Source organism: Microbacterium testaceum (assembly GCF_003075375.1).
Taxonomy (GTDB): Bacteria; Actinomycetota; Actinomycetes; order Actinomycetales; family Microbacteriaceae; genus Microbacterium; species Microbacterium testaceum_E.
Map to the genome: position 1 here is coordinate 33,660 of NZ_QDFT01000012.1, position 25,964 is coordinate 59,623.

General features: G+C 70.0%; 21 protein-coding genes and 1 tRNA gene. 9 read left to right on the plus strand and 13 right to left on the minus strand.

Annotated features, from left to right (window positions below; genetic code table 11):
* Positions 1 to 75: 75 nt before the first annotated feature.
* Both DC432_RS06805 and DC432_RS06810 read right to left on the minus strand, forming a co-directional pair.
* Complete coding sequence (locus DC432_RS06805; protein WP_116537257.1) at positions 76 to 1,104, minus strand: methionine synthase; 1,029 nt, start codon at positions 1,102 to 1,104, stop codon at positions 76 to 78.
* 20 nt (positions 1,105 to 1,124) lie between these two features.
* Positions 1,125 to 2,108, minus strand: coding sequence for a putative oxygenase MesX (locus DC432_RS06810; RefSeq protein WP_116537222.1), 984 nt, complete (start codon positions 2,106 to 2,108; stop codon positions 1,125 to 1,127).
* A gap of 119 nt (positions 2,109 to 2,227) precedes the next feature.
* Between DC432_RS06810 and DC432_RS06815 the strand changes: the two genes are divergently transcribed.
* Both DC432_RS06815 and DC432_RS06820 read left to right on the plus strand, forming a co-directional pair.
* Positions 2,228 to 3,169: a LysR family transcriptional regulator gene (locus DC432_RS06815; RefSeq protein WP_116537223.1), complete on the plus strand. Its 942-nt coding sequence runs from the start codon at positions 2,228 to 2,230 to the stop codon at positions 3,167 to 3,169.
* Positions 3,170 to 3,208: 39 nt separating this feature from the next.
* Positions 3,209 to 4,402 (plus strand): low temperature requirement protein A, encoded by a 1,194-nt coding sequence (locus tag DC432_RS06820; protein ID WP_116537224.1) that lies wholly within the window; start codon positions 3,209 to 3,211, stop codon positions 4,400 to 4,402.
* Positions 4,403 to 4,601: 199 nt separating this feature from the next.
* Here the strand turns inward: DC432_RS06820 and DC432_RS16365 are convergent, their stop codons facing one another.
* Together DC432_RS16365 and DC432_RS06825 are read right to left on the minus strand one after the other, a co-directional pair.
* Entirely contained in the window at positions 4,602 to 4,763 is a 162-nt protein-coding gene (locus DC432_RS16365) for a hypothetical protein (RefSeq protein ID WP_165801211.1), read from the minus strand.
* 11 nt (positions 4,764 to 4,774) lie between these two features.
* Positions 4,775 to 6,070 carry a glycosyltransferase family 2 protein gene (locus DC432_RS06825; RefSeq protein WP_116537225.1) on the minus strand — a complete coding sequence of 432 codons (1,296 nt, stop codon included), beginning with the start codon at positions 6,068 to 6,070 and terminating at the stop codon, positions 4,775 to 4,777.
* A 346-nt stretch (positions 6,071 to 6,416) separates the two neighbouring features.
* Here DC432_RS06825 and DC432_RS06830 point away from each other — a divergent pair, with 346 nt between their 5' ends.
* Entirely contained in the window at positions 6,417 to 7,877 is a 1,461-nt protein-coding gene (locus tag DC432_RS06830; RefSeq protein WP_116537226.1) for a family 16 glycosylhydrolase, read from the plus strand.
* A 253-nt stretch (positions 7,878 to 8,130) separates the two neighbouring features.
* Here DC432_RS06830 and DC432_RS06835 read toward each other — a convergent pair.
* A tRNA-Lys gene (locus DC432_RS06835) sits at positions 8,131 to 8,206 on the minus strand.
* Positions 8,207 to 8,475: 269 nt separating this feature from the next.
* Complete coding sequence (locus DC432_RS06840) at positions 8,476 to 9,147, minus strand: fasciclin domain-containing protein (protein WP_116537227.1); 672 nt, start codon at positions 9,145 to 9,147, stop codon at positions 8,476 to 8,478.
* 336 nt (positions 9,148 to 9,483) lie between these two features.
* Between DC432_RS06840 and sigK the strand changes: the two genes are divergently transcribed.
* The 4 genes from sigK to DC432_RS06860 all read left to right on the plus strand — a co-directional run bounded on the left by sigK (position 9,484) and on the right by DC432_RS06860 (position 12,687).
* Positions 9,484 to 10,074 carry an ECF RNA polymerase sigma factor SigK gene (sigK, locus tag DC432_RS06845; protein WP_108319047.1) on the plus strand — a complete coding sequence of 197 codons (591 nt, stop codon included), beginning with the start codon at positions 9,484 to 9,486 and terminating at the stop codon, positions 10,072 to 10,074.
* A gap of 38 nt (positions 10,075 to 10,112) precedes the next feature.
* The gene (locus tag DC432_RS06850; RefSeq protein ID WP_243393060.1) at positions 10,113 to 10,874 is read left to right on the plus strand and encodes an anti-sigma factor; all 762 of its coding nucleotides are present in this window, start codon (positions 10,113 to 10,115) and stop codon (positions 10,872 to 10,874) included.
* Positions 10,875 to 10,968: 94 nt separating this feature from the next.
* Entirely contained in the window at positions 10,969 to 11,607 is a 639-nt protein-coding gene (locus DC432_RS06855; protein WP_108319051.1) for a DNA-directed RNA polymerase subunit beta, read from the plus strand.
* 195 nt (positions 11,608 to 11,802) lie between these two features.
* Entirely contained in the window at positions 11,803 to 12,687 is an 885-nt protein-coding gene (locus DC432_RS06860; RefSeq protein WP_116537229.1) for an aminotransferase class IV, read from the plus strand.
* A gap of 61 nt (positions 12,688 to 12,748) precedes the next feature.
* On the opposite strand, the gene pstB is transcribed toward DC432_RS06860, so the two are convergent.
* From pstB to DC432_RS06880, 4 genes are all read right to left on the minus strand, one after another.
* A complete protein-coding gene (gene pstB / locus DC432_RS06865) occupies positions 12,749 to 13,528 on the minus strand; it encodes a phosphate ABC transporter ATP-binding protein PstB (RefSeq protein WP_108319055.1) in 780 nt (259 codons plus the stop codon).
* Positions 13,529 to 13,548: 20 nt separating this feature from the next.
* Positions 13,549 to 14,631, minus strand: coding sequence for a phosphate ABC transporter permease PstA (gene pstA, locus DC432_RS06870; RefSeq protein WP_108319057.1), 1,083 nt, complete (start codon positions 14,629 to 14,631; stop codon positions 13,549 to 13,551).
* Positions 14,628 to 15,647 carry a phosphate ABC transporter permease subunit PstC gene (gene pstC / locus DC432_RS06875; protein ID WP_108319059.1) on the minus strand — a complete coding sequence of 340 codons (1,020 nt, stop codon included), beginning with the start codon at positions 15,645 to 15,647 and terminating at the stop codon, positions 14,628 to 14,630. The genes pstA and pstC overlap by 4 nt, the downstream gene beginning before the upstream one ends.
* 157 nt (positions 15,648 to 15,804) lie before the next feature.
* Positions 15,805 to 16,932, minus strand: a complete 1,128-nt coding sequence (locus DC432_RS06880) for a PstS family phosphate ABC transporter substrate-binding protein (RefSeq protein ID WP_116537230.1) — start codon at positions 16,930 to 16,932, stop codon at positions 15,805 to 15,807.
* A gap of 158 nt (positions 16,933 to 17,090) precedes the next feature.
* Here DC432_RS06880 and DC432_RS06885 point away from each other — a divergent pair, with 158 nt between their 5' ends.
* Together DC432_RS06885 and DC432_RS06890 are read left to right on the plus strand one after the other, a co-directional pair.
* On the plus strand, positions 17,091 to 21,035 hold the full coding sequence (locus tag DC432_RS06885; RefSeq protein ID WP_116537231.1) for a Pls/PosA family non-ribosomal peptide synthetase: 3,945 nt from the start codon (positions 17,091 to 17,093) through the stop codon (positions 21,033 to 21,035).
* Entirely contained in the window at positions 21,032 to 22,330 is a 1,299-nt protein-coding gene (locus DC432_RS06890; protein WP_116537232.1) for a M1 family metallopeptidase, read from the plus strand. Before DC432_RS06885 ends, DC432_RS06890 begins: the two co-directional genes overlap by 4 nt.
* Before the next feature lie 3 nt (positions 22,331 to 22,333).
* Here the strand turns inward: DC432_RS06890 and DC432_RS06895 are convergent, their stop codons facing one another.
* From DC432_RS06895 to DC432_RS06905, 3 genes are read right to left on the minus strand one after another with little or no spacing between them, the layout of a single operon-like run.
* Positions 22,334 to 22,864, minus strand: a complete 531-nt coding sequence (locus DC432_RS06895; protein ID WP_116537233.1) for a 4'-phosphopantetheinyl transferase superfamily protein — start codon at positions 22,862 to 22,864, stop codon at positions 22,334 to 22,336.
* Positions 22,861 to 23,799, minus strand: a complete 939-nt coding sequence (locus DC432_RS06900; protein WP_116537234.1) for an NUDIX hydrolase — start codon at positions 23,797 to 23,799, stop codon at positions 22,861 to 22,863. The genes DC432_RS06895 and DC432_RS06900 overlap by 4 nt, the downstream gene beginning before the upstream one ends.
* Entirely contained in the window at positions 23,796 to 25,964 is a 2,169-nt protein-coding gene (locus DC432_RS06905; protein WP_116537235.1) for an RNA degradosome polyphosphate kinase, read from the minus strand. Before DC432_RS06905 ends, DC432_RS06900 begins: the two co-directional genes overlap by 4 nt.

Consider the following 25,964-nt stretch of genomic DNA (forward strand, 5'->3'; position numbering starts at 1 on the left):
GCATCCGCTCGCCGGTCGACAGCGCGGCGGGGACGGGAAGGGGCGGGCGCGGAGTCCTCCGGCCCGCCCGATCGATCAGCCCGCGAGCTCCTCGCGCAGCAGGGCCGCGCCGGCCGTGAGCGCGCTGACCTTGTCGTACGCGACATGACGCGGAAGCGGCGCCATGCCGCAGTTCGAACTCGGGATGAGCTTGTCGGCATCCACGAACTGCAGGGCGGCGCGGAGCGTGTCGGCGACCTCTTCGGGCGTCTCGATGCGCTCGCTGGCGACATCGAGGGCGCCGAGCATGACCCGCTTGCCACGGACCAGCTGGACGAGGTCGATCGGGACGTTCGATCGGTGGCTCTCGAGCGAGATGGTGTCGATGCTCGAGCGCTGCAGCAGCGGGAACGACTCCTCGTACTGACGCCACTCCGAGCCGAGCGTCGCCTTCCAGTCGGTGTTGGCCTTGATGCCGTAGCCGTAGCAGATGTGCACGACGGTCTCGGCGCGCAAACCCTCGGCGGCGCGCTCGAGGGCGGCGACGCCCCAGTCCTTCAGCTCGTCGAAGAAGACGTTGAACGCCGGCTCGTCGAACTGGATGATGTCGACGCCGGCCGCCTCCAGCTCGCGCGCCTCGTGGTTGAGGATGGTCGCGAACTCCCACGCGAGCTTCTCGCGGCTGCCGTAGTAGCGGTCGGCGAGGGTGTCGATCATCGTCATCGGGCCCGGGAGGGCCCACTTGATCGGTCGGTCGGTCTGCGCGCGCAGGAACGCGGCATCCTCGACGAAGACGGGATTGCGCCGGCTCACGGCGCCGACCACGGTCGGCACGCTCGCGTCGTAGCGGTCGCGGATGCGCACGGTCTCGCGGTTCTCGAAGTCGACCCCGTCGAGGTTCTCGATGAAGGTGGTCACGAAGTGCTGACGGGTCTGCTCGCCGTCGCTGATGATGTCCAGACCGCGGCGCTCCTGCTCCTGTACCGCGGCGCGCAGGGCGTCGTGCTTCCCCTCGACGAGCACGTCGCCCTCGAGCTCCCAGGGTGACCACAGCACCTCGGGCTTGGCGAGCCACGCGGGCTTGGGGAGGCTGCCGACGGTCGAGGTGGGCAGGAGGGTCGTCACGGCGGCGGTTCCTTCGCGGGTCATCGGACGGGGGCGGCGTAGTCGGCGGCCCACGCGTCGAGGATGTGACGGTGGGGCGTCACGAAGTGCTCCTCGGCGTACCGGCCCTGGGTGACCGCGAGTCGGCTGCGCTCCTCGCGGTCGTAGTCGATGCCGGTCCGCACGAACTCGGGCTCGTCGAGCGTCGGCCGGTAGACCTCGCCCGCGGGGCTGACGGCGTTGTAGATCTCGGGACGGTAGATCTTCTGGAACGTCTCCATCGTGGCGATCGTGCCGGCCAGCTGCAGGTCGGAGTACTCCGCGGTGAGGTCGTCTCGGAAGTAGAACGCCAGCGGTGCGACGCTTCCGCGCGGCATGAAGTAGCGCACCTGCAGCCCCATGCGGCCGAAGTAGTCGTCGGTGAGCGAGAAGGAGTCCTGCGCGTACTCGACGCCGAGCACCGGGTGCACGACACCCGTGCGCCGGTAGGTGCGGCTCGTCGAGACGCTGATGCAGATCACCGGCGCCTGCGCGAAGCGGTCGCGGTACGCGTCGGAGTCGAGGAAGTGCTGGAAAATCTTGCCGTGCAGGATGCCGAAGTCCTCTGGCACCGTGAAACCCTCGCCGCCGGCGTTGGCCGCGGGCAGGACGACGCTGAAGTCGTAGTCGCGCAGGTACGACGAGAAGTTGTTGCCGACGATGCCGCGGTGGCGCTCGCCGGTGCTCGTGTCGACGATGCTCACGTCGAGCACCTCGATGACGGGGAACTCCTCGTCATCCGCCCCGTCCCCGAAGCGCAGGTGCACCGAGACGATGTCGAGCTCGACGCGGTACCGGTCGTCGTCGCCCGGCACCAGCTCGTTCAGGCGGTGGTTCATCATCGACAGGGCGTTGCGCAGGTTCTGCTGACGGCCCGACCCGCGCGCCAGGTTGGCGAAGTTCGTCGTGACGCGCGAGGACTCGGCCGGGGCGTAGTCCTCGTCGAAACGGGTGGTGGTGATGCTGAACGTGATGTCGTTCGCCATGACGGGCCAATCGGGTGCGGGGGCCGGGTGGGCCCGCGGATGGTGGTGAGCCCATGCTGCTCCCACGGCGGAGGCATCGGGTAATTCCCGTCCACTATGCAGTGTTATAGCTTTGCCCTATGGCGAAGCGGTCGAGCGGATTCACCCTCCAGCAGCTGCAGTACTTCATCGAGGTCGCCGCCGAGGGGTCCATCTCGGCGGCCGCCGACCTGCTGTACGTCGCACAGCCGACGATGTCCGCGGCGATGAAGGACCTCGAGGCGCGCGTGGGCCGCGACCTTCTCACGCGGTCCGCGCGCGGCGTGACCCTGACCAACGACGGCGTGGAGTTCCTCGGCTACGCCCGCCAGGTCGTCGAGCAGGCCGACCTGCTCGAACAGCGCTATCTCGGGCGCCCGCCCTCGCGGCGCCTGCTCGGCGTCTCGGCACAGCACTACTCGTTCGTCGTCGACGCCTTCGTGCGCATGGTGAGGGCGACGGATGCCGCGGAGTACGAGTTCTCGCTGCGCGAGACCCGGACGTTCGACATCATCGAGGACGTCCGCACCCTCCGCAGCGAGCTCGGCATCCTGTTCCGCAACGACTTCAACCGCAACGTGCTCGACAAGCTGCTGCGGGACTCGGGGCTGGCGTTCCATCCGCTGTTCGTCGCGGAGCCGCACATCTTCGTCTCGCGCCGGAACCCCCTGGCATCCCGCCGCCGGGCCACGCTCGACGACCTCGTCGACCTGCCCCGACTGACCTTCGACCAGGGCGCGAACAACTCCTTCTACTTCGCCGAGGAGATCCTCTCGACCCTGTCGAGCCGTCAGGAGATCCGCGTGTCCGATCGCGCGACGATCTTCAACCTGATGATCGGCCTGGACGGCTACACGATCTCGACCGGCATCATCAGCGACGACCTCGATCCCGAGATCGTCGCGGTGCCGCTCGACGTCGACGAGCGGATCGAGATCGGCTGGATCGGACGGACCGCCATCCCTCTCACCGAGCAGGCGCAGCGCTATCTGGCGGAGGTGCGCGAGGTGGTCGCGGAATTCGGGGTCGCGTTGCTCGGCTGAGTCTGCGCGATCCGGACAGCCGCGGTGTCAGGATGGGGCATGGCATTCGGGATGACCCGCGACGTGTTGCGCCCCACGGACTCCTCGCGCGCGGATCGCGTGACGTACGTCGAGCTGTTCTTCGATCTGGTCTTCGTCCTCGCGTTGACCCAGTTGTCCGCCTACCTGTACGAGAACCAGACTCCGCTCGGCGCTTTCGAGGGCCTCATCATGGTGTGCGCCCTGTGGTGGGCGTGGGTGTCGACCACGTGGGTGACCAACTGGCTCGACCCCGTGACGCTCCCCGTCCGCGGGGCGGTCATCGTCCTCGCTCTCGTCGCGCTGGTGATGAGCGTCTCGATCGCCGAGGCGTTCGGTGATCGCGCGTGGGCGTTCGCGGTGGCCTACGTGGTGCTTCAGGTGGGGCGGACGGGCTTCATCGTGTGGGCGACGGTTCGTCACGACCGAGGAGTCGCGCGGGATTTCACGCTCGTGCTCGCGTGGACCATCGCCGGCGGCGCCCTGTGGATCGTCGGCGCGGTGCTGCCGCACGAGTGGCAGCTGCCCCTGTGGGCTGCGGCGCTCGCTCTCGAGTTGCTCGGCACGATGCTCGGGTATCCGATCCCGGGCCGGGGGAGGGTACAGGTCAGCTCGTGGGACCTGTCGGGTCCTCACATCGCCGAACGGACGGCGCTGTTCGTGCTCATCGCCCTCGGAGAGGGTCTGCTGGTCACCGGTTTCGCCTTCGTCGCCAAGGAGTCGTCGGCATCGTCGGTCGCGTCGCTGGTGACGGCCTTCGTCGCCGCGGCGGCCGCGTGGTGGATCTACTTCGATCACGGCGAGCGCGTCGGCTCCGAGGCGATCGAGGCGTCGAACGAACCCGGCCGTCTGGCCCGCGCCGCGTACACCTGGGTGCACCTGCCGATCGTCGCCGGGATCGTGCTGATGAGCGTGGGCGACAAAGAGATGCTCTCGCATCCCGATCAGCGGAGTCTCGCCGCGACGATCGTCGTCGTCGGCGCGCCCATCCTGTTCCTCGGCGGCACGGCGCTCTTCCGTCGCACGCTCGAGAACAGGTGGTCGCGGGCGCAGCTCCTCGGGCTGGTCGCCTTCGTGGGGCTCGCCGGCCTGGCGGTCGTCCTGCCGTTCTTCGACGCGCTCAGGCTGTCGATCGCGGCGGCGATCCTGCTCGTCGGTGTGGCCGCGGGTGAAACCGTCGAGCGGGTGCGTCGCGGGCGTCGCGCCGGCGGCTGACCGCACACCCTCGCCAACCGGGGGAGGGGGGGGAGTTGCCGGTCGCGCGGGTCCTCTGCGACCGGCTTTCTTCCGCCGTGGGGTCCGACGAGAGCTCGGGGGATCGCACGCTTCGACGCGGATGACGACGGGGGCGAAAAAGGGGCAGGGCCCGCCTCCGGAGGATTCCGGGGACGGGCCCTGACGATCGGGTCGAGGTTCAGCTCTCGCGCGTGCGACGCGGAACGATCCGCATCACAGCCGTTCCTGCGGCGATCAGAGCGAATGCTGCGAGGGCGAGCCACAGAGAATTCGTGCCCGTCATCGCGAGCATTCCGGCTCCCGCTCCCGCGCCCGTCGACGATGCGATGTTGTTGTACATTCTTTCTCCTTTCACCAGTCACGCCGACGATTTGTCAGCGCATCCAGGTATGCCTTGGTGTGGACGAGTTGCAGAAACAGATCGATGACGAGCTCGTACATCAGCCCCGCGAGCACCATGTGTCGCCAGCCGCGGTCCCGCACGGTCACGATCCGTTCCACGATGAAAATCACCGTGACGGCCATCCAGAACGGTTGGACGGACAGGTTGTTCGTCGCGATGGCGTAGACGATCGTGGCCAGGTAGATGTAGGTGATCAGGCACCCGATCATGGTGAGGATCTGCCGACCCCAGTAGGGGCGTGTGATGCGGGTGAACCCGTACTGCACGCAGTTCTCGACGGCGCCGCGCTTCCAGCGCAGACGCTGACGCCACAGCTCGCCCCACGTCGGCATGATCTCGGTCACGAGGGTGCAGCCGGCCGGGCTGAGCACGTCGTAGCCGAGATGCCGGATGGCGAAGGTGAGCTCGTTGTCCTCGGTGAGGACGGACGTGTCGTAGATACCGCCGCGGCCGTCCCCAGCGGGCAGCTCGCCGGCGAGGCGGGCCTGCGAGATACGTCGCAGCAGGCCGACCTGCAGGACCGCGGCGGTGCCGGTCACCACGAGGCACTTACCGCCGAGGCGCCGGACGTCGCGGGCGTATCGAGCGTACTCATTGCGCTGCAGGTGCCCGACGAAGCCGCCACCCTCGCTGCCGCGGAACACGCCGCCGACGGCGCCGATGCTGCCCTTCAGGTTCTTGCGCGCGATCTGAAGGAAATCGGGGTCCAGAGCCGAATCGGCATCCTGCACCAGGACCAGATCGTCTTCGCGCAGCTGAGGGAGGATCTCCGCCAGGAACTGATTGAGCGCTCCGGCCTTCTTGTGGGTGTTGTCGGTCGTCTCGAAGACCTCGGCACCGTTCGCACGGGCGATCTCGACGGTGCGGTCGGTGCAGTTGTCGGCGATGACGACGATGTGATCGGGCGGGCAGGTCTGGTTCCGCAATCCCTGGATCGCGGCGGCGATGCCCGCCTCTTCGTTGTGCGCGGGAAGGGCAGCGATGAGGCCGCTGATGCGGGGGGTCGTGCGGTGGCGGCGGGCGGCCCGCGAATCGGTGCTCTGCTCCTGCACCGCCGACGACACGGGCGGGACGTCGGGAGCTGCGGCGACACGGGTGCCACTCGTCGACACCGGCGTGGGGGCAGTGCCGGCGCGACGGCCGGCGCGGGCGCTGCGCGCCGACCGACCGGCGGGAAGAGCCTCCCAGGATGAACGTCGTGCGGGTGCGGTGGCACTGTCACGACGATGCGTGGTGGCGGCCATGTCCGCCTCCTCTCCCCGTGGCGCCCGGGCGGGTACGCCGATCGACGGGCTTCCGACCGTGTCGGTAGCGGCCCCCGCCGCAGCCCCGGATGAATGCTCGGACCGCCTCCCGGTCCTGCTGGGAAAAAATGTAAGTAGCCCGCCGCCGGTAAATACCGAAGTCGGCGCGAAGAACTACTCAGAAAAACCTCAAGCGCTCAACCCCCTCATTCTTGAGGCGCCCTTGCGCATTCCTTGGGGCTTTTATCAGTTCATCTTCACGACACATTGAGGCTGATGTGGCAGTGCTTTTGAGCTATAGCGTGTCTCCACCAGACGGCACTCAGCCCGAGAGACAGGACTCGCTATGCCCCTCCCGTTCTCCCGCACGCTGCGATCTTTCGCGGCTGCACTTTCCCTCGTCCTCGTCGGGGGCGTCATCTCTCTTCCGCAGGTGGCGACCGCCGCCGAGGGGACGGGGGATGCCACCCCGGCGGCCGCCATCGCGGCCGCCCCGGCGGATGCCGCCGGCTGGACGACTCTGTTCCGCGACGAGTTCGACGGCCCCGCCGGATCGCCGATCGGTGCGCAGTGGGAGCACGAGGTGGGAACGTGGGGCACGGGTGCGGTGGACCGCACAACCGACTCCACGGCGAACGTCTTCCTCGACGGTTCCGGGGCTCTGAACATCCGCGCCCTCCGCGATGCGTCCGGCGCGTGGACCTCCGGTCGGGTCATCACGGCAGACAAGTCGTTCTCCGCGCCCGCGGGGGGACGTCTGCTCATGACGGCCTCGGTCCGCCTGCCCGCCATCGCCGACCCGACCGGGTACTGGGGGGCGTTCTGGGCGCTCGGCCGGGATGCCAACGGCATGATCGATTGGCCCCGGACCGGCGAGGTGGACATGCTCGAGGCGGTCAACGGCACCCCCCAGGTCATTCAGACGCTGCACTGCGATCTCGCTGACGGGGGTGCGTGCAACGAGCCGTACGGGATCACGAGCGGTCTGCAGGACTGCCCGGCGTGCCTGAACGACTTCCACACCTACTCCGCGCTGATCGACCGCACCACCCCGGGCGCGGAGCGGATGGAGTTCTTCGTCGACGGCGTGACGACCCATGTCGTCGCAGAGGCGCAGATCGGTGAGGACGCGTGGAACGCCGCCATGCCGAACGACTTCTTCCTCATCCTCAACCTCGCGATCGGCGGAGGCTTGCCCAACGGCGTCTGCGGCTGCGACAGCGCCGCCGCCCCCAAGACGTCGGGTGGGACGATGTCCGTCGCGAACGTCGCGGTCTATCAGTCCGGTGCCCCCGTCGTTCCGGTCCCCACGATCGCGGGCACGGCCGCGGTCGGGACGACCCTGGTGGCGGACTCCGGGCGGGCGGAACAGGTCACCTATCAGTGGCGCGCCGACGGCACCGTCGTCTCGGGAGCGACCAGTGCTTCCCTCACCGTTCCAAGCGGCCTCGTGGGCAAGCGCATCACCGTGACCACCGCGTCGCTGAGCGGCAAGAACGTCACGACGTCCCTGCCCACCGACCCCGTCGTCGCGGGCACTCTGGGTGCCGTCACCCCGACCATCAGCGGCACCGCGAAGCTGGGTTCGACTCTGACCGCGACGCCGGGATCGTGGACGCCGAGCCCGGTGAACCTGACGTACCGATGGAAAGCCGACGGGGTCGACATCGCCGGCGCCACGTCGAAGACGCTGAAGGTCTCGACGACGCAGGTCGGCAAGCGCATCACGGTGACGGTCACCGGGACCAAGACCGGTTACGCGACCGCCCAGCGGACATCGGCGCCGACCGCGACCGTCGTGCGCTGATCGGCTAGACGACGGCCGCGCCGTGCGGGGCTTTCTGCCCGCCGCACGGCGCGGCGCGTCCGCGCGTCGGCAGGACTGTCGCGCGGTCCATCCGAGGGCGTGGCGGTGACACCTCACCATCGCACGGGTCCGAGATCCGACCTGCGGTGAAGAGCTGGTCCTCGTCGTGCTCGCTCTGAACGGGGCGACGATGACGGGGTGGCGGCGCGCGAACGTTCCTCGCGTTCTGCGCGACAGCGACGCAGCGAATACGTGGTGGGCCCCGTGGGGCTCGAACCCACGACCCGCGGATTAAAAGTCCGATGCTCTACCGACTGAGCTAGAGGCCCTCGGCATCCACCTTACCGGCCCCGGCGGGGCGGTCATGCCCATCCGGCGCGGATGCCTCGAAGGCGTGATGCTCGACGAGCGCGCGGGCAGGCCGATGGCATCGGACCTGAAAGAGACCGCGCCGTCCGGGGACGCGCATCGAGCGAAGCGCACCCCGGGCGCACGAAGAAGCGAGCGCCGGACCCCCTCGCCTGGGGTCCGACGCTCGCCGTCAGGGTCGGTCGATCATCGACCGATCGAGGACGCGATCACTCGCGCCATCGAGGAATTACATCGGGGGCATCAGCACCGAGTCGATGAGGTACACGGTCGCGTTGGCGGTCTGAACGCCACCGCAGATCACGTTGCTGGTCTCGTTGACGGTGATCGAGTCACCCGAGCCGGCGACGGTGACGTCCTGGCCCTCGACGGTGGTGTGCGTGCCGTCGATCTCGTCGGGCGCGATCTGGCCGGGGACCACGTGGTACGTGAGGATCTTGGTGAGCAGGTCGCTGTCGGTCTTCAGCGTCTCGATGGTGGCCGAGTCGATCTTGGCGAAGGCCTCGTCGACGGGCGCGAAGACGGTGAACTCGCTGCCGTTGAGCGTGTCGACCAGGTTCACGTTGGGGTTCAGCTGGCCGCTGACGGCCGCGGTGAGCGTGGTGAGCAGCGGGTTGTTCGACGCGGCGACGGCGACCGGGTCAGCGGCCATACCGGCGACCGAACCAGCACCCGAGGGAACCTGCTCGGCGTAACCGGCGCAGCCGGGGCCGACGAGGTTGGCGGCGGGGTCCATCGACGCCGAAGCCGACATCGAGGGCGAGGCGGCCATCGAGGGGGCCGTGGTGGCCTCTTCGGCGGTGCCGCCCGAGGTGGTGCCACCCGAACATGCGGTGAGAGCGAAGGCCGAGCCCAGAACGAGGGCGAGACCGGCGACGACAGGCTTCTTGTTGGTGAGCATGACATTCCTCCGAAATCGTTCGGATCGCGTCTGCGACCCGTCAGGGACACCCCGGTGCGAGGGGCGGTTCGCCGTGGAGCGGCTTACACAGGGTCTTCGGGACCCCCCGGGGATCGGATTGCGAAATGTTGCGCCCGGGGCCCCTGCGGCCACTTCCGTACGGTGGAAATCCCTGATCAGGCGGGTGTAAATATTCTCCGGAATATTTTCCACGAGCCGTTGTGGACGCCGTGGGACCGTGCGCTGTGGCCTGTCTGCAACGGTTTCGCCTAGCTCACGCGCGACGCGCGCGCACGCACACGGGGAGCGCGGACGGCGTAGGGAATGATGGATGCCATGGTGATCGACGGATTCGACCTCCCTGAGGACGGGGCAGAGAACATCGATCACGTCGGTGCGCTCCTGCAGCGCGTCGCCACGGGGGACCGTTCCGCATTCGCCGAGTTGTACGACACCCTGTCGGCCCGCGCCTTCGGCCTCATCCTCCGCGTGCTCGTCGACCGCTCGCAGAGCGAAGAAGTGCTGCAAGAGGTGTTCCTCGAGATCTGGCAATCCGCCGCGCGATTCACTCCGAATAGAGGGCAAGGAAGATCGTGGGTCCTCACGATCGCGCACCGACGAGCGGTGGACCGCGTGCGGTCATCGCAGTCGAGCGTGGATCGGGATGTGCGTGCGGGCTTCCGGGATATGGACGTCGCTTACGACGACGTATCCGAAAAAGTCGAACTGAAGATGGAAGGGCGGCGCGTCGTCGATGCACTCGCGACGCTTCCCGACGCTCAGAAAGAAGCACTCACGCTGGCCTACTTCGGTGGGTACAGCCAAAGCGAGATCGCTTCCCTCGTCGGGGCGCCGCTCGGTACGGTCAAAACCAGGATGCGCGACGGTCTGTCGCGTCTGAGAGTGGAAATGGGGGTGGACAAGTGAACGAGAGGGATTTCGCCGACCTCGCCGTTGGACACGCATTGCATGCGTTATCCGAGGCAGATGAACGCGCGTACCAGGAGGCTCTGGCGGGGAATCCCCACTGGGACTCCCACGTCCGGGACGCCGCTGACGCGGTCGCCGCGATCAGCGCCGCCGTCGAGCCCGTCGAGCCGCCCCCGTCGGTGCGCGCGTCGTTGTTCGCCCGCATCTCGGACCTGCCCCAGGAGCCCGCGGCATCCGTCCCCGCAGCAGCCGAGGGAGAGGACTTCGCCGCCGCCGGCCCCGCGCCCGTCGTCGCGAAGAGCGACGCCGTGCCCGCCGGCTCGGCACGCGCCCGCAGTTGGGGAGCGCGTCGCTGGTTCGCCCTGGCTGCCTCCTTCGCCGCCGTGCTCGTGCTCGGCTTCGGTGCCGTCACGGTCGGCCAGCTCTTCTCGCCGCCCGCCGCCGTGGTCGCCCTGCAAGAGATCGAGAAGGCCCCCGACGCGCAGTCCGCGTCGACGACCCTGCCCGACGGCACGGTCGCGACCGCGCACTGGTCGCCGTCGACCGGTCGCAGCGTGCTCGTCACCGATGGCATGCCCGCGCTCGAATCCGACAAGACCTACGAGCTCTGGTTCGTCCGCGATCAGACCCCCATCGCCGCCGGAACCTTCACTCCGGATGCCGACGGCAACGCGACCGCGGTGCTCGACGGCGAGATGCACGCGGGCGACGTGATCGCCGTGACCATCGAGCCGGCGGGCGGATCGCCCGATGGGACCCCGAGCACCGCTCCGGTGCTCGCCGTCGCCACCGCCTGACGCCGCCGCCTGACGCCACCGTCCGAGCCCGTCCCCCTCGTGGGGGCGGGTTCGCTGCGGCCCGGCCGCCGGGGGCGACGTTTAGCCTGGAACGATGAGCGATTCGTCCCGTGAGTTCCACAAGCCGGTCCGGCGTCCGGCCGAGCTCTTCGACCGACTCTTCTCGGCCGAGGATCCGGCGGAGGTCTCGCGCGTGGCTCACAGCACGGCCCAGGCCCTGCTGTCGCGCGTGCGGGCAGATCCGAGCGTCGACGTCGTCGAGCGACTGGTCGCGTTCACCGACGACCACGGCATCGATGACATCGCCGAACTCTGGTCGCGGTCGCCCGCTCGCTCCCTGCCCGGCGCGCTCTGGCGGCTCTACCTGCTGCAGCTGATGATCCACGACGACGCCGCGACGGCCGCTCTGCTGTACGAGCGCGGGCGCGTCGAGATGGCGACGGTCGACGCCGTCGTGGCGGGTGCTCCCGCACCCGCGGGCCCCGAAGAACTCGTGCAGCTGATCGACACGATCCTCCGCGGCCTCTTCGAGGGCGACTTCGCCGTCGCGCTGGATCGTGCGGCCGCGTTCTGCCGAGTCCAGGCGGCGGGGTCGACGCATCTCGCGGACGACTATGAGAACACCGAGTCCGAGCGCGCCAGCGCGCTGACCACGCGGGCGCTGCGACTGGCCACCTACGCAGAAGACCTGGCGGCATCCGCGGCCCTCTGGCGGCGCGACGCGCTGACGTGAGAAGAGCCCGGAAAAGATAAGTGCCGGACCGCAGAACGCCTCTCGGCGCAAGGCCGCTCATAGCGGCAGAAGATGGAGCCCGGGGTTACTGCGGCCCGGCTGTAGAAGTGTAACAAGGGCCCCGCGCGAACATTCCCTCGGACGGCCCCGTTGACAAGACCCGGGCGTGTCGGGTCGACGACATAGGCTCGCAGCATGGCTTGGCGCAGTGCTCTTCTGATCGACCCCGTGGCATCCGATGATCCTCGAGAGGACTTCGCCGAGACGTTCCGCTTCTTCGATCCGGACGAGCCCGCGCTGCGGGTCGGTGACCTCAGCGCGCAGCGCGGTGACGGGATCTTCGAGTCGCTCGGTGTGATCGACGGTCACCCGCAAGAGGTCGGTCCCCATCTCGAGCGGCTCGCGCACTCCGCCGGGTTGTGCGATCTGCCGGCTCCGCATCTCGGACAGTGGCGGTCCGCGATCGCCCGGGTCGCCGCGCACGCGGGAGCGGGCGAGAACGTCATGAAACTGCTGCTCAGCAGGGGAGTGGAGGGCCAGCCGATCCCCACGGCGTGGATCACGCTGGCATCCGCCCCCGACAACACCCGCTCGCGGCGGGACGGGGTCGACGTCGTCACCCTCGACCGCGGGCACGCGCTCGACGTCCCGGCGCGCGCTCCCTGGCTGCAGCTCGGGGCCAAGACGCTGTCGTACGCCGTCAACATGGCGGCGATCCGCGAAGCCCACCGGCGCGGCGCCGACGACGCGGTGTTCGTCTCCAGCGACGGGTTCGTGCTCGAGGCGCCCACCGCGACGGTGCTGCTGCGCCTGGGCGACCGGTTCGTCACGCCCGAGCCGAGCGCGGGCATCCTGCACGGCACGACGCAGATCAGCGTGTTCTCGTACCTCGGGCGGCGCGGTGTCGAGACCGCATACGAGACCGTTCCGACGGCGACCCTCGTCGACGCGGATGCCGCGTGGTTGCTGTCGAGCGTGCGCCTGGCCGCGCCGATCGCCGCGGTCGACGGCGTCGCGAAAGCCATCGACCGGGCGTTGACGGACGAGCTCAACGCCTATCTGCTCTCGCCGCGCGACTGAGCGGGGCCCACGCGGGAACGACGAAGGCCCCGCCGGAGCGGGGCCTTCGCGGGGTGTGTGCTTATCCGAAGCGGCCCGAGACGTAGTCCTCGGTGGCCTGCACGGCGGGCGCCGTGAAGATGGCCGAGGTGTCGTTGTACTCGATGAGCTTGCCGGGCTTGCCGGTACCGGCGATGTTGAAGAACGCCGTCTTGTCGCTGACGCGCGAGGCCTGCTGCATGTTGTGCGTCACGATGACGATCGTGTACTCGTTCTTGAGCTCCGAGATGAGCTCCTCGATCGCGAAGGTCGAGATCGGGTCGAGCGCCGAGCAGGGCTCGTCCATGAGCAGGACGTCGGGCGAGACGGCGATCGCGCGGGCGATGCACAGACGCTGCTGCTGACCACCCGAGAGGCCTCCGCCGGGCTTGTCGAGGCGGTCCTTGACCTCGTTCCACAGGTTGGCGCCCCGCAGGGACTTCTCGACGAGCGCGTCGCCGTCGCTCTTGGACATGCGCTTGTCGTTGAGCTTGGCGCCGGCCAGCACGTTCTCGCGGATCGACATCGTGGGGAACGGGTTGGGGCGCTGGAAGACCATGCCGACGTGACGACGCACGAGCACCGGGTCGACCCCGGGTCCGTACAGGTCGTCGCCGTCGATGAGCACGCGGCCCTTGACGTGACCGCCGGGGATGACCTCGTGCATGCGGTTCAGGGTGCGCAGGAACGTGGACTTGCCGCAGCCCGAGGGGCCGATGAACGCGGTGACCGACCGGGGCTCGATGTCGATCGAGACGCCCTCGACCGCGAGGAAATCGCTGTAGTAGACGTTGAGGTCCTGGACCTCGATGCTCTTGGACACGAAGAGGTGCCTTTCTGGGGTCAGCGCGCCTTGGGCGCGAACACCGCCGCCACGATCCGGGCGATCAGGTTGAAGATGACGACGAGGACGACGAGCAGGAACGCCGCGCCCCAGGCCTGGGCCTGAGATGCGTCGATGTCCTGGCCGGGGAAGCTGTACGCGGTGTAGGCCATGACGGGGAGGGTCTGCATCGGACCCTCGAACGGGTTGGCGTTGAAGTTGTCGGTGAAGCTCGCCGCGATGAAGATCGGGGCGGTCTCGCCGACGACGCGCGCCACGGCGAGAACCACACCGGTGATGATGCCGCTGGCCGCCGTGCGCAGCACGACCTTGATGATCGTCGCCGAGCGGGGCACGCCCAGGGCGAGCGAGGCCTCGCGCAGGTCGGCCGGGACCAGGCGCAGCATCTCTTCGGTGGAGCGGATCACGATCGGGATCATCAGCACGCACAGGGCGATGGATGCCGAGAACCCGCTGAACGCCTTCGGTCCGACGACCAGGCTGAACAGCGAGAACGCGAACAGACCGGCGACGATCGAGGGGATGCCCGTCATGACGTCGACGAGGAACGTGATCGCGCGGCGCAGCGGGTTGTTGGGCTGAGCGTACTCGACCAGGTAGACGGCGGCCAGGATGCCGATGGGAACCGAGATGAGCGCCGCGATACCCGTGATGATGAGCGTGCCCGCGACGGCCTGCCAGGCGCCGGGGGTCGCGACGACCTCGAGGGTGTTCGGGTCGAACTGCGTGCCGCCGACCTGCGTGATGAACTGCAGGTTCACGACCGCGAGGCCCTTGGACACCACGGTGTACAGCGTCGAGATGAGCGGGGCCACCGCGAGCAGGAACGCCGCGGTGACGAGCCCGCGCACGACACGGTCGACGGCCTTGCGGCGGTTCTCGACGATCGAAGAGCCGACGCCGATCGCGATCAGGTAGACGATCGCCGTGAGGATGAGCCAGGTGGCGAGGTTGAAACCGCCCATGAGCAGCTGGACGCCGGCGATGACGACCGCGACGCCCGCGAGCAGCATCGGCTCGATGAAGCGGGGGAGCTGCCCGCTGGTGAGGGCGAGGGGGGCGGAGGGAGCGGTGACGGTCATGAGCGCTTGCCCTTCTTGCGGCCCTTCGCACCGGGGCCGGTGGCTCCGATGATGTAGCGGGCGAACATGTTGACCGCCAGCGAGATGACGAACAGCATCAGACCGGTGCCGATGAGCGCCGAGCGCTGCAGGTCGGTCGCGATGGGGAAGTTCAGCGCGATGTTCGCCGCGATCGTCTGCGAGTTGTAGCCGTCGGTGAGCAGCAGCACCGAGTAGATGAGGCTGGGCGAGATAATGAGCGCGATCGCCATGGTCTCGCCGAGGGCGCGGCCGAGGCCCAGCAGGGTGGCCGAGACCATGCCGCTGCGGGCGTACGGGAAGACCGACAGGCGGATCATCTCCCATCGCGTGGCGCCGAGGGCCAGGGCGGCTTCTTCGTGCAGGCGCGGGGTCTGCAGGAAGATCTCGCGGGTGATCGAGGTGACGATCGGCAGGATCATGACGGCGAGCACCACTCCACCGGTGAGCATGGTGGACCCCGTGCTCGAGACCGGGCCCTGGAAGAGCGGGATCCAGCCCAGGTACTGGTTGAGGAACTCGCCGACGGGCAGCAGCAGCGGGCGCATGACGATGATGCCCCACAGGCCGAAGACGATCGACGGCACCGCGGCGAGCAGGTCGACGATGTAGCCCAGCGCGCCGGCGATGCGGCGGGGGGCGTAGTGCGAGATGAACAGCGCGATGCCGATGGCGACCGGCGTTCCGATGATCATCGCGATGAGGGCCGCCCAGACGCTGCCGAAGAGCAGGGGTCCGACGTACTCCCAGAAGTTGGACCACGAGCCGTTCTGGTAGCCGGCGAGGTCGCCCTCGGTCCAGTTGCCCGTGATGGCGGGCAGACCGCGGATGATCAGGAAGATCGCCACACCGGCGAGGATGATCATGATCGACACGGCGGCCGTGGTCGACAGTCCGAGGAAGACGGTGTCGCCGACGCGTCGCTTGCCGACGATCGTCGTGCGGGGCGGGGTCGGTGAGGACGGGGCGGTCTCTGTGTCAGCGACGGTGTCAGTCACGGGGGACCTCACGCTCGGCACGGGTCATGGGTTCTCCTCGGTCGGGTGTTCTGTGAGGATGTCGGCTCAGCGGAGCGTTCGACGCGGGTCGACCGTTCCGATCAGCCCGGCCCGACCCGCACGAGAAGCGCGAGTCGGGCCGAGTCCGAAGAGATGTTTACTTGATGGCCGAGAGGGTCTCGGCGGCGGCCTCGAGGACCGAGTCGGGCAGCGGGGCCGAGCCGGCGTTCTTGGCCGCGACCTGCTGGCCGAGGGTGCTGGTGACGAAGCCGAGGTACGACTTGGTCAGCTCGGCCTGCGCGGAGTCCTTGAACGTGGTGCAGGTGATCGCGTAGGACACGAGCGGGATCGGGTAGGTCTCGGCGGTCAGCTTCGAGTAGTCGAACTTCTTCGACAGGTCGCCCGCGACACCGTTGCTGGCGTCGACGGCCGCGGCCTCGAAGGTCGCCGTGACGGCCTCGGGGCTGTACGCGACGGCGGTGCCGTCCTGGATGACCGCGGCGGCGTTCAGGTCGCCGATGGCCGAGTGGTCGGCGTAGCCGATGGTGCCGGTGCCGGCCTTGACGGCCTCGACGACACCGGAGCCGCCCTTCTGCTTCGAGACGTTGCCCTCGATGGGCCAGTCCTTGCCCGCGGGGGCGGTCCACACCGACGACTGCGTCGCGGCGAGGTAGTTGGTGAGGTTCTGCGTGGTGCCCGAGCCGTCCGAGCGCGCGACGGTCGTGATGGGACCGGCGGTCAGGGCGGTGCCGTTGTCGGCGGTGATGGCCGGGTCGGACCAGTCGGTGATCTGGAGCGCGAAGATCTTGGCGATCGTCTCGCCCGAGAGCTTCAGCTCGGTGACGCCGGGGATGTTGAAGATGATCGCGACGCCGTCGAGGTAGACGGGGATGTTGACGCCGCCCTCGGTGCACAGCGCAGCCGACTGCGTGGTCTGGTCGGCGTTCAGGGGGGCGTCCGAGCCGGCGAAGTCGTACGCGCCGCTGAGGAAGTTGGTGACGCCGCCGCCGGAGCCCTGCGACTTGTCGTAGTTGATCGTGACGCCCTTGGCCTGAGCGTTGTAGGCGCTGGTCCACGCGGCCTGCGCGTTGGACTGGGCGCTCGAGCCGCCCGCGGTGATCGTGCCCGAGAGGTTGGGGTCGATCGTGAACGCCACGTCGGAGGACGAGGGCGACGAGGACGAACCCGCGGCGTCGCCGGAGCCCGAGGGGCCGGCGCAGCCGGCGAGGGTCAGGGAGGCCACGGCGGCCACGGTGCCCAGCTGGGCGAGTCGGGAGAGCTTCACGATGTGAATCCTTCGCATGTTTGGGGACGGAACCCGGTGCAGGGTTCGACGGGAACGCTAAACAGCGACTCTTAAGAGTCTGCGTTGCACGGGTGAACGGAAGGTGAACCGGGGCGGCCCGTCCGGGGTGTTTCCCTGGGAGTTGTACCCTTCGTGCCGTGACGACCTCCGCCTCCGCCGCCCAGGCCCCGCTCGACCGGTTGGCCGCTGCGGCGCCCGCGCGCACGCTGATCGACATCCTCACCGACGTCGCCGCACGGCATCCCGAGGCATCCGCCATCGACGACGGCTCGGGGGCGTTGAGCTACCGCGAGCTGCTCGCGCGGGTGTGGCGCACCGCCGCGACGCTGCACGAGGCGGGCGTGCGACGCGGTGACCGCGTCGGGGTGCGCATGCCCTCGGGCTCGAAGGAGCTGTACGTGTCGATCCTCGCCGTGATGGCCGCGGGTGCGGCCTACGTGCCGGTCGACGCCGACGACCCCGACGAGCGCGCCCGTCTGGTCTTCGGCGAAGCGGGAGTGCGGGGCATCGTCGCCGGGGACGGCGAGTTCGTCGCGGCGGATCCGGATGCCGGACTCGTGCGCCTCTACGACGGCGACGCCCCGCACCCCGGGACGAACGCGCTGCCCGTGGTGGCTCCGCCGACCGTCGACGACGACGCGTGGATCATCTTCACCTCGGGGTCGACGGGCGTTCCCAAGGGCGTCGCCGTGTCGCACCGCTCGGCGGCGGCCTTCGTGGAGGCCGAGGGACGCCTCTTCGTGCAGCGCGAGCCGCTCGGTCCGGGCGACCGCGTGCTCGCGGGGCTGTCGGTGGCGTTCGACGCCTCATGCGAAGAGATGTGGCTGGCGTGGGGACACGGCGCGTGCCTCGTCCCCGCTCCCCGTTCCCTGGTGCGTTCGGGCGAAGATCTGGCGCCGTGGCTGCTGCGCCAGGGCATCACCGTCGTCTCGACCGTGCCGACGCTCGCGGCCATGTGGCCCGCGGACTCGATCGAGAACGTGCGCCTGCTGATCTTCGGCGGAGAGGCCTGTCCGCCCGAACTCGCCGCGCGTCTGGTGGCCGAGGGGCGCGAGGTGTGGAACACCTACGGTCCCACCGAGGCCACCGTGGTCGCCTGCGCCGCCCCCCTCGACGGCTCGCTGCCCGTGCGCATCGGCCTTCCCCTCGACGGGTGGGCGCTGGCGGTGGTGGATGCCGAGGGCCGGCCGGTCGCCGAGGGCGAGGTAGGCGAGCTCATCATCGGCGGCGTCGGCCTGGCGCGCTACCTCGACCCCGCGAAGGACGCGGAGAAGTACGCGCCGATGCCGACGCTCGGCTGGGAACGCGCCTACCGCTCGGGCGATCTCGTGCGCTTCGAGTCGGCGGGACTGGTCTTCCAGGGGCGCGCCGACGACCAGGTCAAGGTCGGCGGCCGTCGCATCGAGCTCGGCGAGGTCGAGTCGGCCCTGCAGGACCTCGACCACGTGAGCGCCGCGACCGTCGCGGTGCGCACGACCGAGGCGGGCGTGCCCGTGCTGGTCGGCTACCTCGTCATGGACGACGGCGCCGAGCTCGACCGCGCGGCCGCGCGCGCGGCGCTGGCCGAGCGGCTGCCCGCCGCGACCATCCCGCTGCTCGGCGTCGTCGACGCCCTGCCGGTGCGCACCTCGGGCAAGGTCGACCGCGCGGCGCTGCCCTGGCCCCTGCCCGGGGTGGACGCCCCCGTCGCGACCGACTTCTCGGCGGACGAGGCGTGGCTCGCCGAGCAGTGGCAGGCCGTGCTGGGGCTCGCCGTCACCGACCGCAAGGCGGACTTCTTCGACCTCGGAGGCGGCTCCCTGGCGGCGGCGCAGCTGGTCTCGCGCATCCGCGCGCGCGTGCCGGAGTTCTCGGTCGCCGACATCTACGACGTTCCTCGGCTGGGCGCGATGGCCAAGGCCCTCGGTCCGCTGCTGCACGACGAGACCCCGTCGACGTTCCATCGGCCCGCTCCCACGCCGCGGTCGACGCAGTGGGTGCAGACGCTGGTGGGGGCGCCGCTGTTCATCCTCTCGGGCATTCGGTGGCTGCTGTACCTGCTGACCGCGTCGGCGATCCTGCAGCTCGCGCCGGGGTTCGACGTGCTGCCGGGCGTGCCGTGGCCCGTGCTCGTCGTGGGGCTGCTGATCTTCGCGACGCCGTTCGGCCGCATGGCGATCGCCGTGGCATCCGCTCGCCTTCTGCTCGCGGGGGTACGGGCGGGGGACTATCCACGTGGAGGGTGGGTCCACCTCCGGCTGTGGCTGGCCGAGCAGATCGCGGATCAAGTGGATGCCGTGGGCCTGGCCGGTGCGCCCTGGGTGTCGTACTACGCGCGGGCGCTGGGCGCGCGCATCGGGCGCAACGTCGACCTGCACGCCCTTCCGCCCGTCACGGGACTCCTCGTCATCGGCGACGGGGCGTCGATCGAGCCCGAGGTCGATCTGACCGGGTACTGGATCGACGGAGACCTGGTGCGCATCGGCGAGGTGCGCATCGGCAAGGGGGCGACCATCGGCGCCCGTTCGACCCTGGCGCCCGGCACGCGGATCGGCCGTCGCGCCGAGATCGCGCCCGGGTCGGCCGTCTTCGGCCGCGTCAAGGCCGACCAGTCGTGGGCCGGTTCTCCGGCCGTGCGCGTGGGCGGCACCGCCAAGGACTGGCCGGCCGAACGTCCGGCGGCGCCCACCCGTTGGCTGTGGGCCTACGCGGCCTCGGCCGTCGTCCTGGCCCTCCTGCCCCTGGCGTCCTTCACCGTCGGCGGTCTCGTGCTCGCGCAGGGGATACGCGGAAGCGGCACGCTGGCGGCCGCGGCGGGCGCGGCCTTCGCGTGGCTCGTGCCGGCGGTCGCGGTCACGGGCCTGGTGTTCGCGGCATCCGTGGTCCTGCTCGTGCGGGTGCTCTCGATCGGCCTGGCCGAGGGGACGCACCCCGTGCGCAGCCGGGTGGCCTGGCAGGCGTGGACCATCGAGCGTCTGCTGGATGCCGCACGCACCATTCTGTTCCCGCTGTACTCCTCGCTCTTCACTCCCGTCTGGCTGCGGATGCTCGGGGCCCGGGTGGGGCGCGACGTCGAGGCCTCGACGGTCCTGCTCATCCCCTCGATGGCCCGCATCGAGGACGGGGCCTTCCTGGCCGACGACACGATGGTCGCGTCCTACGAACTGCACGCCGGGTGGCTGCGACTCGGTCCGGTGCGCATCGGCAAACGCGCCTTCCTCGGCAATTCGGGGATGGCGGCCCCCGGTCACCGCGTCCCGCGCGACGGCCTGGTCGCGGTGCTGTCGGCTGCTCCCGCCAAGGCCAAGGCGGGCTCGTCGTGGTTGGGCTCTCCGGCCGTCCGCCTGCGACGCCAGTCCGCCGAGGGCGACGAATCGCGCACGTACCGCCCCACCGCCGCCCTGCGGTTCGCGCGGACGCTGTGGGAGCTCGGTCGTTTCGTCCCGGTCGTGGTGACGTGCGGGATCGGGCTGGGCGTGCTGCTGACCCTGGCCGCGCTGTGGGAGGGACTCGGGCCGGTGTGGGCGCTGCTGCTGTCGGGCATCGTGCTGCTGGCCGCGGGCGCCGTCGCCGCCGGGGTGTCGACGGCCGCGAAATGGACGATCGTGGGGGTGATCCGCGCGGGTGAGCAGCCCCTGTGGTCGAGCTTCGTGTGGCGGACCGAGGTGTCCGACACGTTCACCGAGATGGTCGCGGCGCCCTGGTTCGCCCGCGCGGCGGCCGGGACCCCCGCCCTGGCGGTGTGGCTGCGCAGCCTCGGCGCGACGATCGGTCGGGGAGTGTGGTGCGACAGCTACTGGCTGCCCGAGCCCGATCTCGTCACGCTCGGCGACGCGTCCACGGTCAATCGGGGTTGCGTCGTGCAGACGCACCTCTTCCATGATCGAATCATGAGCATGGACACGGTCGAGCTCGAACCGGGCGCCACGCTCGGCCCCCACAGCGTGGTGCTGCCGGCATCCACCCTCGGAGCGCACGCGACCGTGGGACCCGCGTCGCTCGTGATGCGCGGCGAGACCGTACCGGTCGGTTCGCGCTGGAGCGGCAATCCCATCGGCCCGTGGCGTGCCGTCAAGGTCCGCGCCTACCAGTCGACGACGTGAGCGCCGCCGACCCCTACGCCCCGCAGAGCGGTGACACCTCGTACGACGTCGACTCGTACGACCTCGCGCTCGGCTACCGGGTGCGCACGAACCGTCTCGAGGGGACGGCGACGATCGTGGCCGTCGCGCGCGTCGACCTCGCCTCGTTCGCCCTCGACCTCGTCGGCCTGCGCACGACGAGGGTGCGCGTCGACGGCGCCGCCGCGCGCTTCGCGGCGGGCCCGCGCGTGCTGCGGGTGACGCCGGCCGCGCGGATCGCCGCCGGGGACCGCTTCGAGGTCGAGGTGACCTACGCGGGTGCCCCCGCACCCCGGCGGTCGCGCTGGGGCACCGTGGGGTGGGAGGAGCTCACCGACGGCTCTCTCGTCGCGGGCCAGCCGATCGGCGCGCCGACGTGGTTCCCCTGCAACGACCGGCCCGACGACCGTGCGCGCATGCGCATGGAGATCACCGTCGACGACGGCTACACCGTCGCGGCGACCGGCGTGGTCGGGGCCACCACGCGCCGCGGCGGACGGGTCACCACCGTCTTCACCTCGGGCGTTCCGACCGCCACCTACCTGGCCGCGGTGCACGTGGGGCGCTACCGCACGACGCCTCTGGCCGGGAGCGGCGCGGGCGTCGTCCCCGCCGTGACCGTCACGGCTCCGCCCGCGCTCGCCGCGGCATCCGACCGCGCCTTCTCGAGCGTTCCCGACATGCTCCGGTTGTTCGACCGTCTCTTCGGCGCCTACCCGCAAGAGGCGTGCGCGCTGGTCGTGACCGCCGACGAACTCGAGATCCCCCTCGAGGCGCAGGGGCTGGCGGTGTTCGGCATGAATCACCTGGTGCCCGCCGCGCAGCGGCTCGTCGCGCACGAGCTGGCGCACCAGTGGTTCGGCAACAGTGTCGGGATCGCGCGCTGGAGCGACATCTGGCTCAACGAGGGCTTCGCCTGCTACGCCGAGTGGCTGTGGTCCGAGGAGTCCGGCGGCGATGACGTCGACGCCTGCGCCGCCGACCACTATCGTCGCCTCGCGGCGAAACCGCGCGATCTGCTGCTGGTCGATCCCGGTCCGGACGACATGTTCGACGACCGCGTCTACAAGCGCGGGGCGCTCGCCCTGCACGCCCTGCGTCGGCGGCTGGGCGACGGCGCGTTCTTCGACCTGCTGCGCGAATGGACCTCGGCCCACCGGCACGCCCTCGTCACGACCGACGACTTCCGCGCGGCCGTCGACCGGGCCGGGGGAGCGGATGCCGTCGACCTGCTGTCGCGGTGGATCGACCGCGAGGCGCTTCCTGCTCTGTCCTGAGCGTCAGCGCTCAGCTCCGGCCGCGACGGCGACGACGAGCCCCGCGGGGCCCTCGACATCCCACCCGCGCCAGTCTCCGGCGGCGTCCTCGCCGCGGATCCGCGCCCGCCATCCGACCGCGTCGAGCGACACCTCGACGCGCGAGGGGTCGACGACGAGACCGCGGCCGTCGGCCTTGAGCACCGCCTCGACCCGCGCCCAGCGGCGCGCGGGGTCGCCGGGCAGCCGGCGTCCGTCTGACGCCAACACCCGCTCGAGCCCGCCCGCGCCGGTCGGTACGGCATCCACCCCGATCCGATCCCCGCGATCGTTCACCGCCACGAACGCCCAGCCCGAGGCGTACGACACGGAGACGGCGGCATCCGTCCCCTCGACACGCACGCGGCCGTGAGCGCCGCCGCACGCGGGGCAGCGCGAGACGAAGCGGGCCCCGGGAAGGGCGTCGCTCAACAGAGCGCGCGAGACGGAGCGGGGCGGTGCCCCCGCGGGCACCTCGCGCCACAGGACGCGGATGCCGAGGGGCAGCGCGCTCACACCTGCGGCTCGTGCGTCTCGATGGCGACGATGCCGGCACCCGGGTGCTCGACGGGAACGTGCACGACCGAGAAGGCGGCGGGATCCAGTGCCGAGGCGCTGCCCAGGTACGAGCCGCTCATCGTCCCCGTCGCCAGGGCGAGCTCGTGCAGGATGTCGGGCAGCACCGGGCCGTGGCTGGCCAGGATGACGGGCTTTCGCGACCGCACCCGCTGACCGATGATCGAGCGCGCGTCGGCGCGGCCCTCGTCCCAGGCGTCCTGGCTGATCGACTCGCAGAACTGCACCCTCTGGCCGATGGCCTGGGCGATCGGCGTCGCGGTGCGCACGCACCGCTCGGCGGGGCTCGAGATCACGCGACGCACACCGAACGCCAGCAGGGGACCCACGATGGCCTGCGCCTGCCGCCGTCCGCGGGGGGTGAGCGGCCGGGCGGTATCGCTCCCCTCCCACTCCTCGCGCGCTCGCGCCTTGGCGTGTCGCAGCACGACGATGGGGAAGGTCGGCAGCGCCCCCTCGTCGACGACGCGGCAGAACTCGTCGAGGATCTCGATGTCGACGGGGTAGCTGAGGTGCTTGCGCGCCTTCTTCAGGCTCACCCACTCGATCGCGGCGACCTCTTTGTTGGGGACGAAGCTCGACGTGCGCACGGCGGCATCCGTCGCCTCGGCCGCCCAGTAGTGCACGATCTTGGTGCGGCCGTTCGGCATCCGGTAGCGCGACACACCGACGGGGACGCCGAGCGCGACGCGGATGCCGGTCTCTTCGCGGATCTCGCGGACCGCCGTCTCGGCGAGCGTCTCGCCCGGATCGACCTTTCCCTTGGGCAGGGTCAGGTCGCGGTACTTCGTGCGGTGGATCAGAAGGATGCGCAGCTTGCCCTCGACGAGTCGCCACACGACGCCGCCGGCGGCGTAGACCGCGGTCTCGGTCACCGGGCCGCCCGCGCGCGCCGCTTGCGTTGCACCAGCGCCATGGTGTGATCCTGCAGGTCGGTCAGGGCCGTGCCGTCGGCGGCGACGCTGTGCCGGGTCCATTCGCCCTCGGAGCCGAGGTGCCACGAGCTCGTGGCGTCGTCCATGGCGAGGTCGAACAGCGAGGTGAGTTCGCGCACCTGGTTCTCGTCGACCACGCGCACGAGCGCCTCGACGCGGCGGTCCAGGTTGCGGTGCATCATGTCGGCGCTGCCGATGAACACCTGCGGGTCGCCGTCGTTGACGAAGGTGAAGATGCGCGAGTGCTCGAGGTAGCGGCCGAGGATCGAACGCACCGTGATGTTCTCGCTCATCCCGGGGACGCCCGGCTTGATCGAGCAGATCCCGCGCACCCACACCTCGACGGGGACGCCCGCCTGGCTGGCCCGGTAGAGCGCGTCGATGATCTGCTCGTCGACCATGGAGTTGACCTTGATGCGCACGCCCGAGGGCTTGCCGGCGAGGGCGTTCTGACGCTCCTTGTCGATGTGACGCAGCAGCCCCTTGCGCAGGTGCAGGGGGGCGACCAGCAGGCGCTTGAACTTCTTCTCGATCGCGTAGCCGCTCAGCTCGTTGAACAGGCGCGTCAGATCGCGGCCCACCTGGTCGTCGACGGTGAAGAGTCCGAAGTCCTCGTAGATGCGGCTCGTCTTGGGGTTGTAGTTGCCGGTGCCCACGTGGCTGTAGTGGCGCAGGCGCCCCTCTTCTTCACGGATGACGAGGGCCAGCTTGCAGTGGGTCTTCAGCCCCACCAGGCCGTAGACGACGTGCACGCCGGCCTTCTCGAGCTTGCGCGCCCAGACGATGTTGTTCGCCTCGTCGAAGCGCGCCTTGACCTCGACGAGGGCGAGCACCTGCTTGCCGGCCTCGGCGGCGTCGATGAGCGCCTGGACGATCGGGCTGTCGCCCGAGGTGCGGTACAGCGTCTGCTTGATGGCGAGCACATGCGGGTCGCGGGCGGCCTGCTCGAGGAAGGCCTGCACGCTCGTCGCGAAGGACTCGTACGGGTGGTGCACCAGCACATCGCCCTTGCGGATCGCGCCGAACAGGTCGGCGCGGCCGTTCTGCTCGGGCGGCTGGAACGCCAGCGCCGTCTTGGGCACGTGCGGGGGGTAGTGCAGGTCGGGCCGGTCGATGCGCGACAGATCGAACAGACCGCGCAGGTCGAGCGACCCCGGCAGGCGGTAGACCTCCTGCTCGGTGATGTCGAGCTCGCTCAGCAGCAGCGCCCGGGTCACGTCATCCATGTCCTCGGTGATCTCGAGGCGGATGGGCGGGCCGAAGCGGCGGCGCAGCAGCTCGGCCTCGAGGGCCTGGATGAGGTTCTCGGTCTCATCCTCTTCGATCGTCATGTCCTCGTTACGGGTGAGGCGGAACGCGTGATGGTCCAGCACCTCCATGCCCGGGAAGAGATCGCCGAGGTGGTTCGAGATGAGCTCCTCGAGCGGCAGGTAGCGCACGCCGGGGCCGTCGCCGGGCACCTCGACGAAGCGGGGCAGCATCGGGGGCACCTTGAGGCGCGCGAACTCCTGCCGACCGGTGCGGGCGTTGCGGATGCGGATCGCCAGGTTGAGCGACAGCCCCGAGATGTAGGGGAACGGGTGCGCCGGATCGACCGCCAGCGGCATCAGCACCGGGAACACGTTGCGCTGGAAGTACTCGGTCAGCCGCTCGGCGGTCGCCGTGTCGAGCGAGTCCCACGTCACGACCTCGATGCCCGACTCGGCGAGGGCGGGACGCACCTTCTCGGTCCAGGCGGCCGCGTGGCGCAGCTGCAGGCGGTGCGCCTCGGCCGAGATGTCGGCCAGGACGTCGAGGGGGGCTCGTCCGACGTTGGTGGGCACCGCGAGCCCGGTGACGATGCGGCGCTTGAGGCCGGCGACGCGCACCATGAAGAACTCGTCGAGGTTGCTGGCGAAGATGGCCAGGAAGTTCGCGCGCTCGAGGACGGGGACCGCGGGATCCTCGGCCAGCTCGAGCACCCGCTGGTTGAAGGCGAGCCAGCTGAGCTCGCGATCGAGGTAGCGGTGGTCGGGCAGCTGGTCGTCCTCGGCCTCGACGGCCTCGTCGAAGTCGTCGTCGTCGGCGTCGCCGAGCCCGGCATCCAGCGCGTCGTGTTCCATCAT

Excerpts from the sequence above, each read along its gene's own strand:
- DC432_RS06840 (WP_116537227.1), bottom strand. The coding sequence starts at position 9,147 with ATGCTCACCAACAAGAAGCCTGTCGTCGCCGGTCTCGCCCTCGTTCTG.
- DC432_RS06825 (WP_116537225.1), bottom strand. The coding sequence starts at position 6,070 with ATGGCCGCCACCACGCATCGTCGTGACAGTGCCACCGCACCCGCACGA.
- DC432_RS06810 (WP_116537222.1), bottom strand. The coding sequence starts at position 2,108 with ATGGCGAACGACATCACGTTCAGCATCACCACCACCCGTTTCGACGAG.
- pstA (WP_108319057.1), bottom strand. The coding sequence starts at position 14,631 with ATGACCGTCACCGCTCCCTCCGCCCCCCTCGCCCTCACCAGCGGGCAG.
- DC432_RS16365 (WP_165801211.1), bottom strand. The coding sequence starts at position 4,763 with ATGTACAACAACATCGCATCGTCGACGGGCGCGGGAGCGGGAGCCGGA.
- sigK (WP_108319047.1), top strand. The coding sequence starts at position 9,484 with ATGGTGATCGACGGATTCGACCTCCCTGAGGACGGGGCAGAGAACATC.
- DC432_RS06830 (WP_116537226.1), top strand. The coding sequence starts at position 6,417 with ATGCCCCTCCCGTTCTCCCGCACGCTGCGATCTTTCGCGGCTGCACTT.
- DC432_RS06820 (WP_116537224.1), top strand. The coding sequence starts at position 3,209 with ATGGCATTCGGGATGACCCGCGACGTGTTGCGCCCCACGGACTCCTCG.
- DC432_RS06860 (WP_116537229.1), top strand. The coding sequence starts at position 11,803 with ATGGCTTGGCGCAGTGCTCTTCTGATCGACCCCGTGGCATCCGATGAT.
- DC432_RS06905 (WP_116537235.1), bottom strand. The coding sequence starts at position 25,964 with ATGATGGAACACGACGCGCTGGATGCCGGGCTCGGCGACGCCGACGAC.
- DC432_RS06815 (WP_116537223.1), top strand. The coding sequence starts at position 2,228 with ATGGCGAAGCGGTCGAGCGGATTCACCCTCCAGCAGCTGCAGTACTTC.
- DC432_RS06855 (WP_108319051.1), top strand. The coding sequence starts at position 10,969 with ATGAGCGATTCGTCCCGTGAGTTCCACAAGCCGGTCCGGCGTCCGGCC.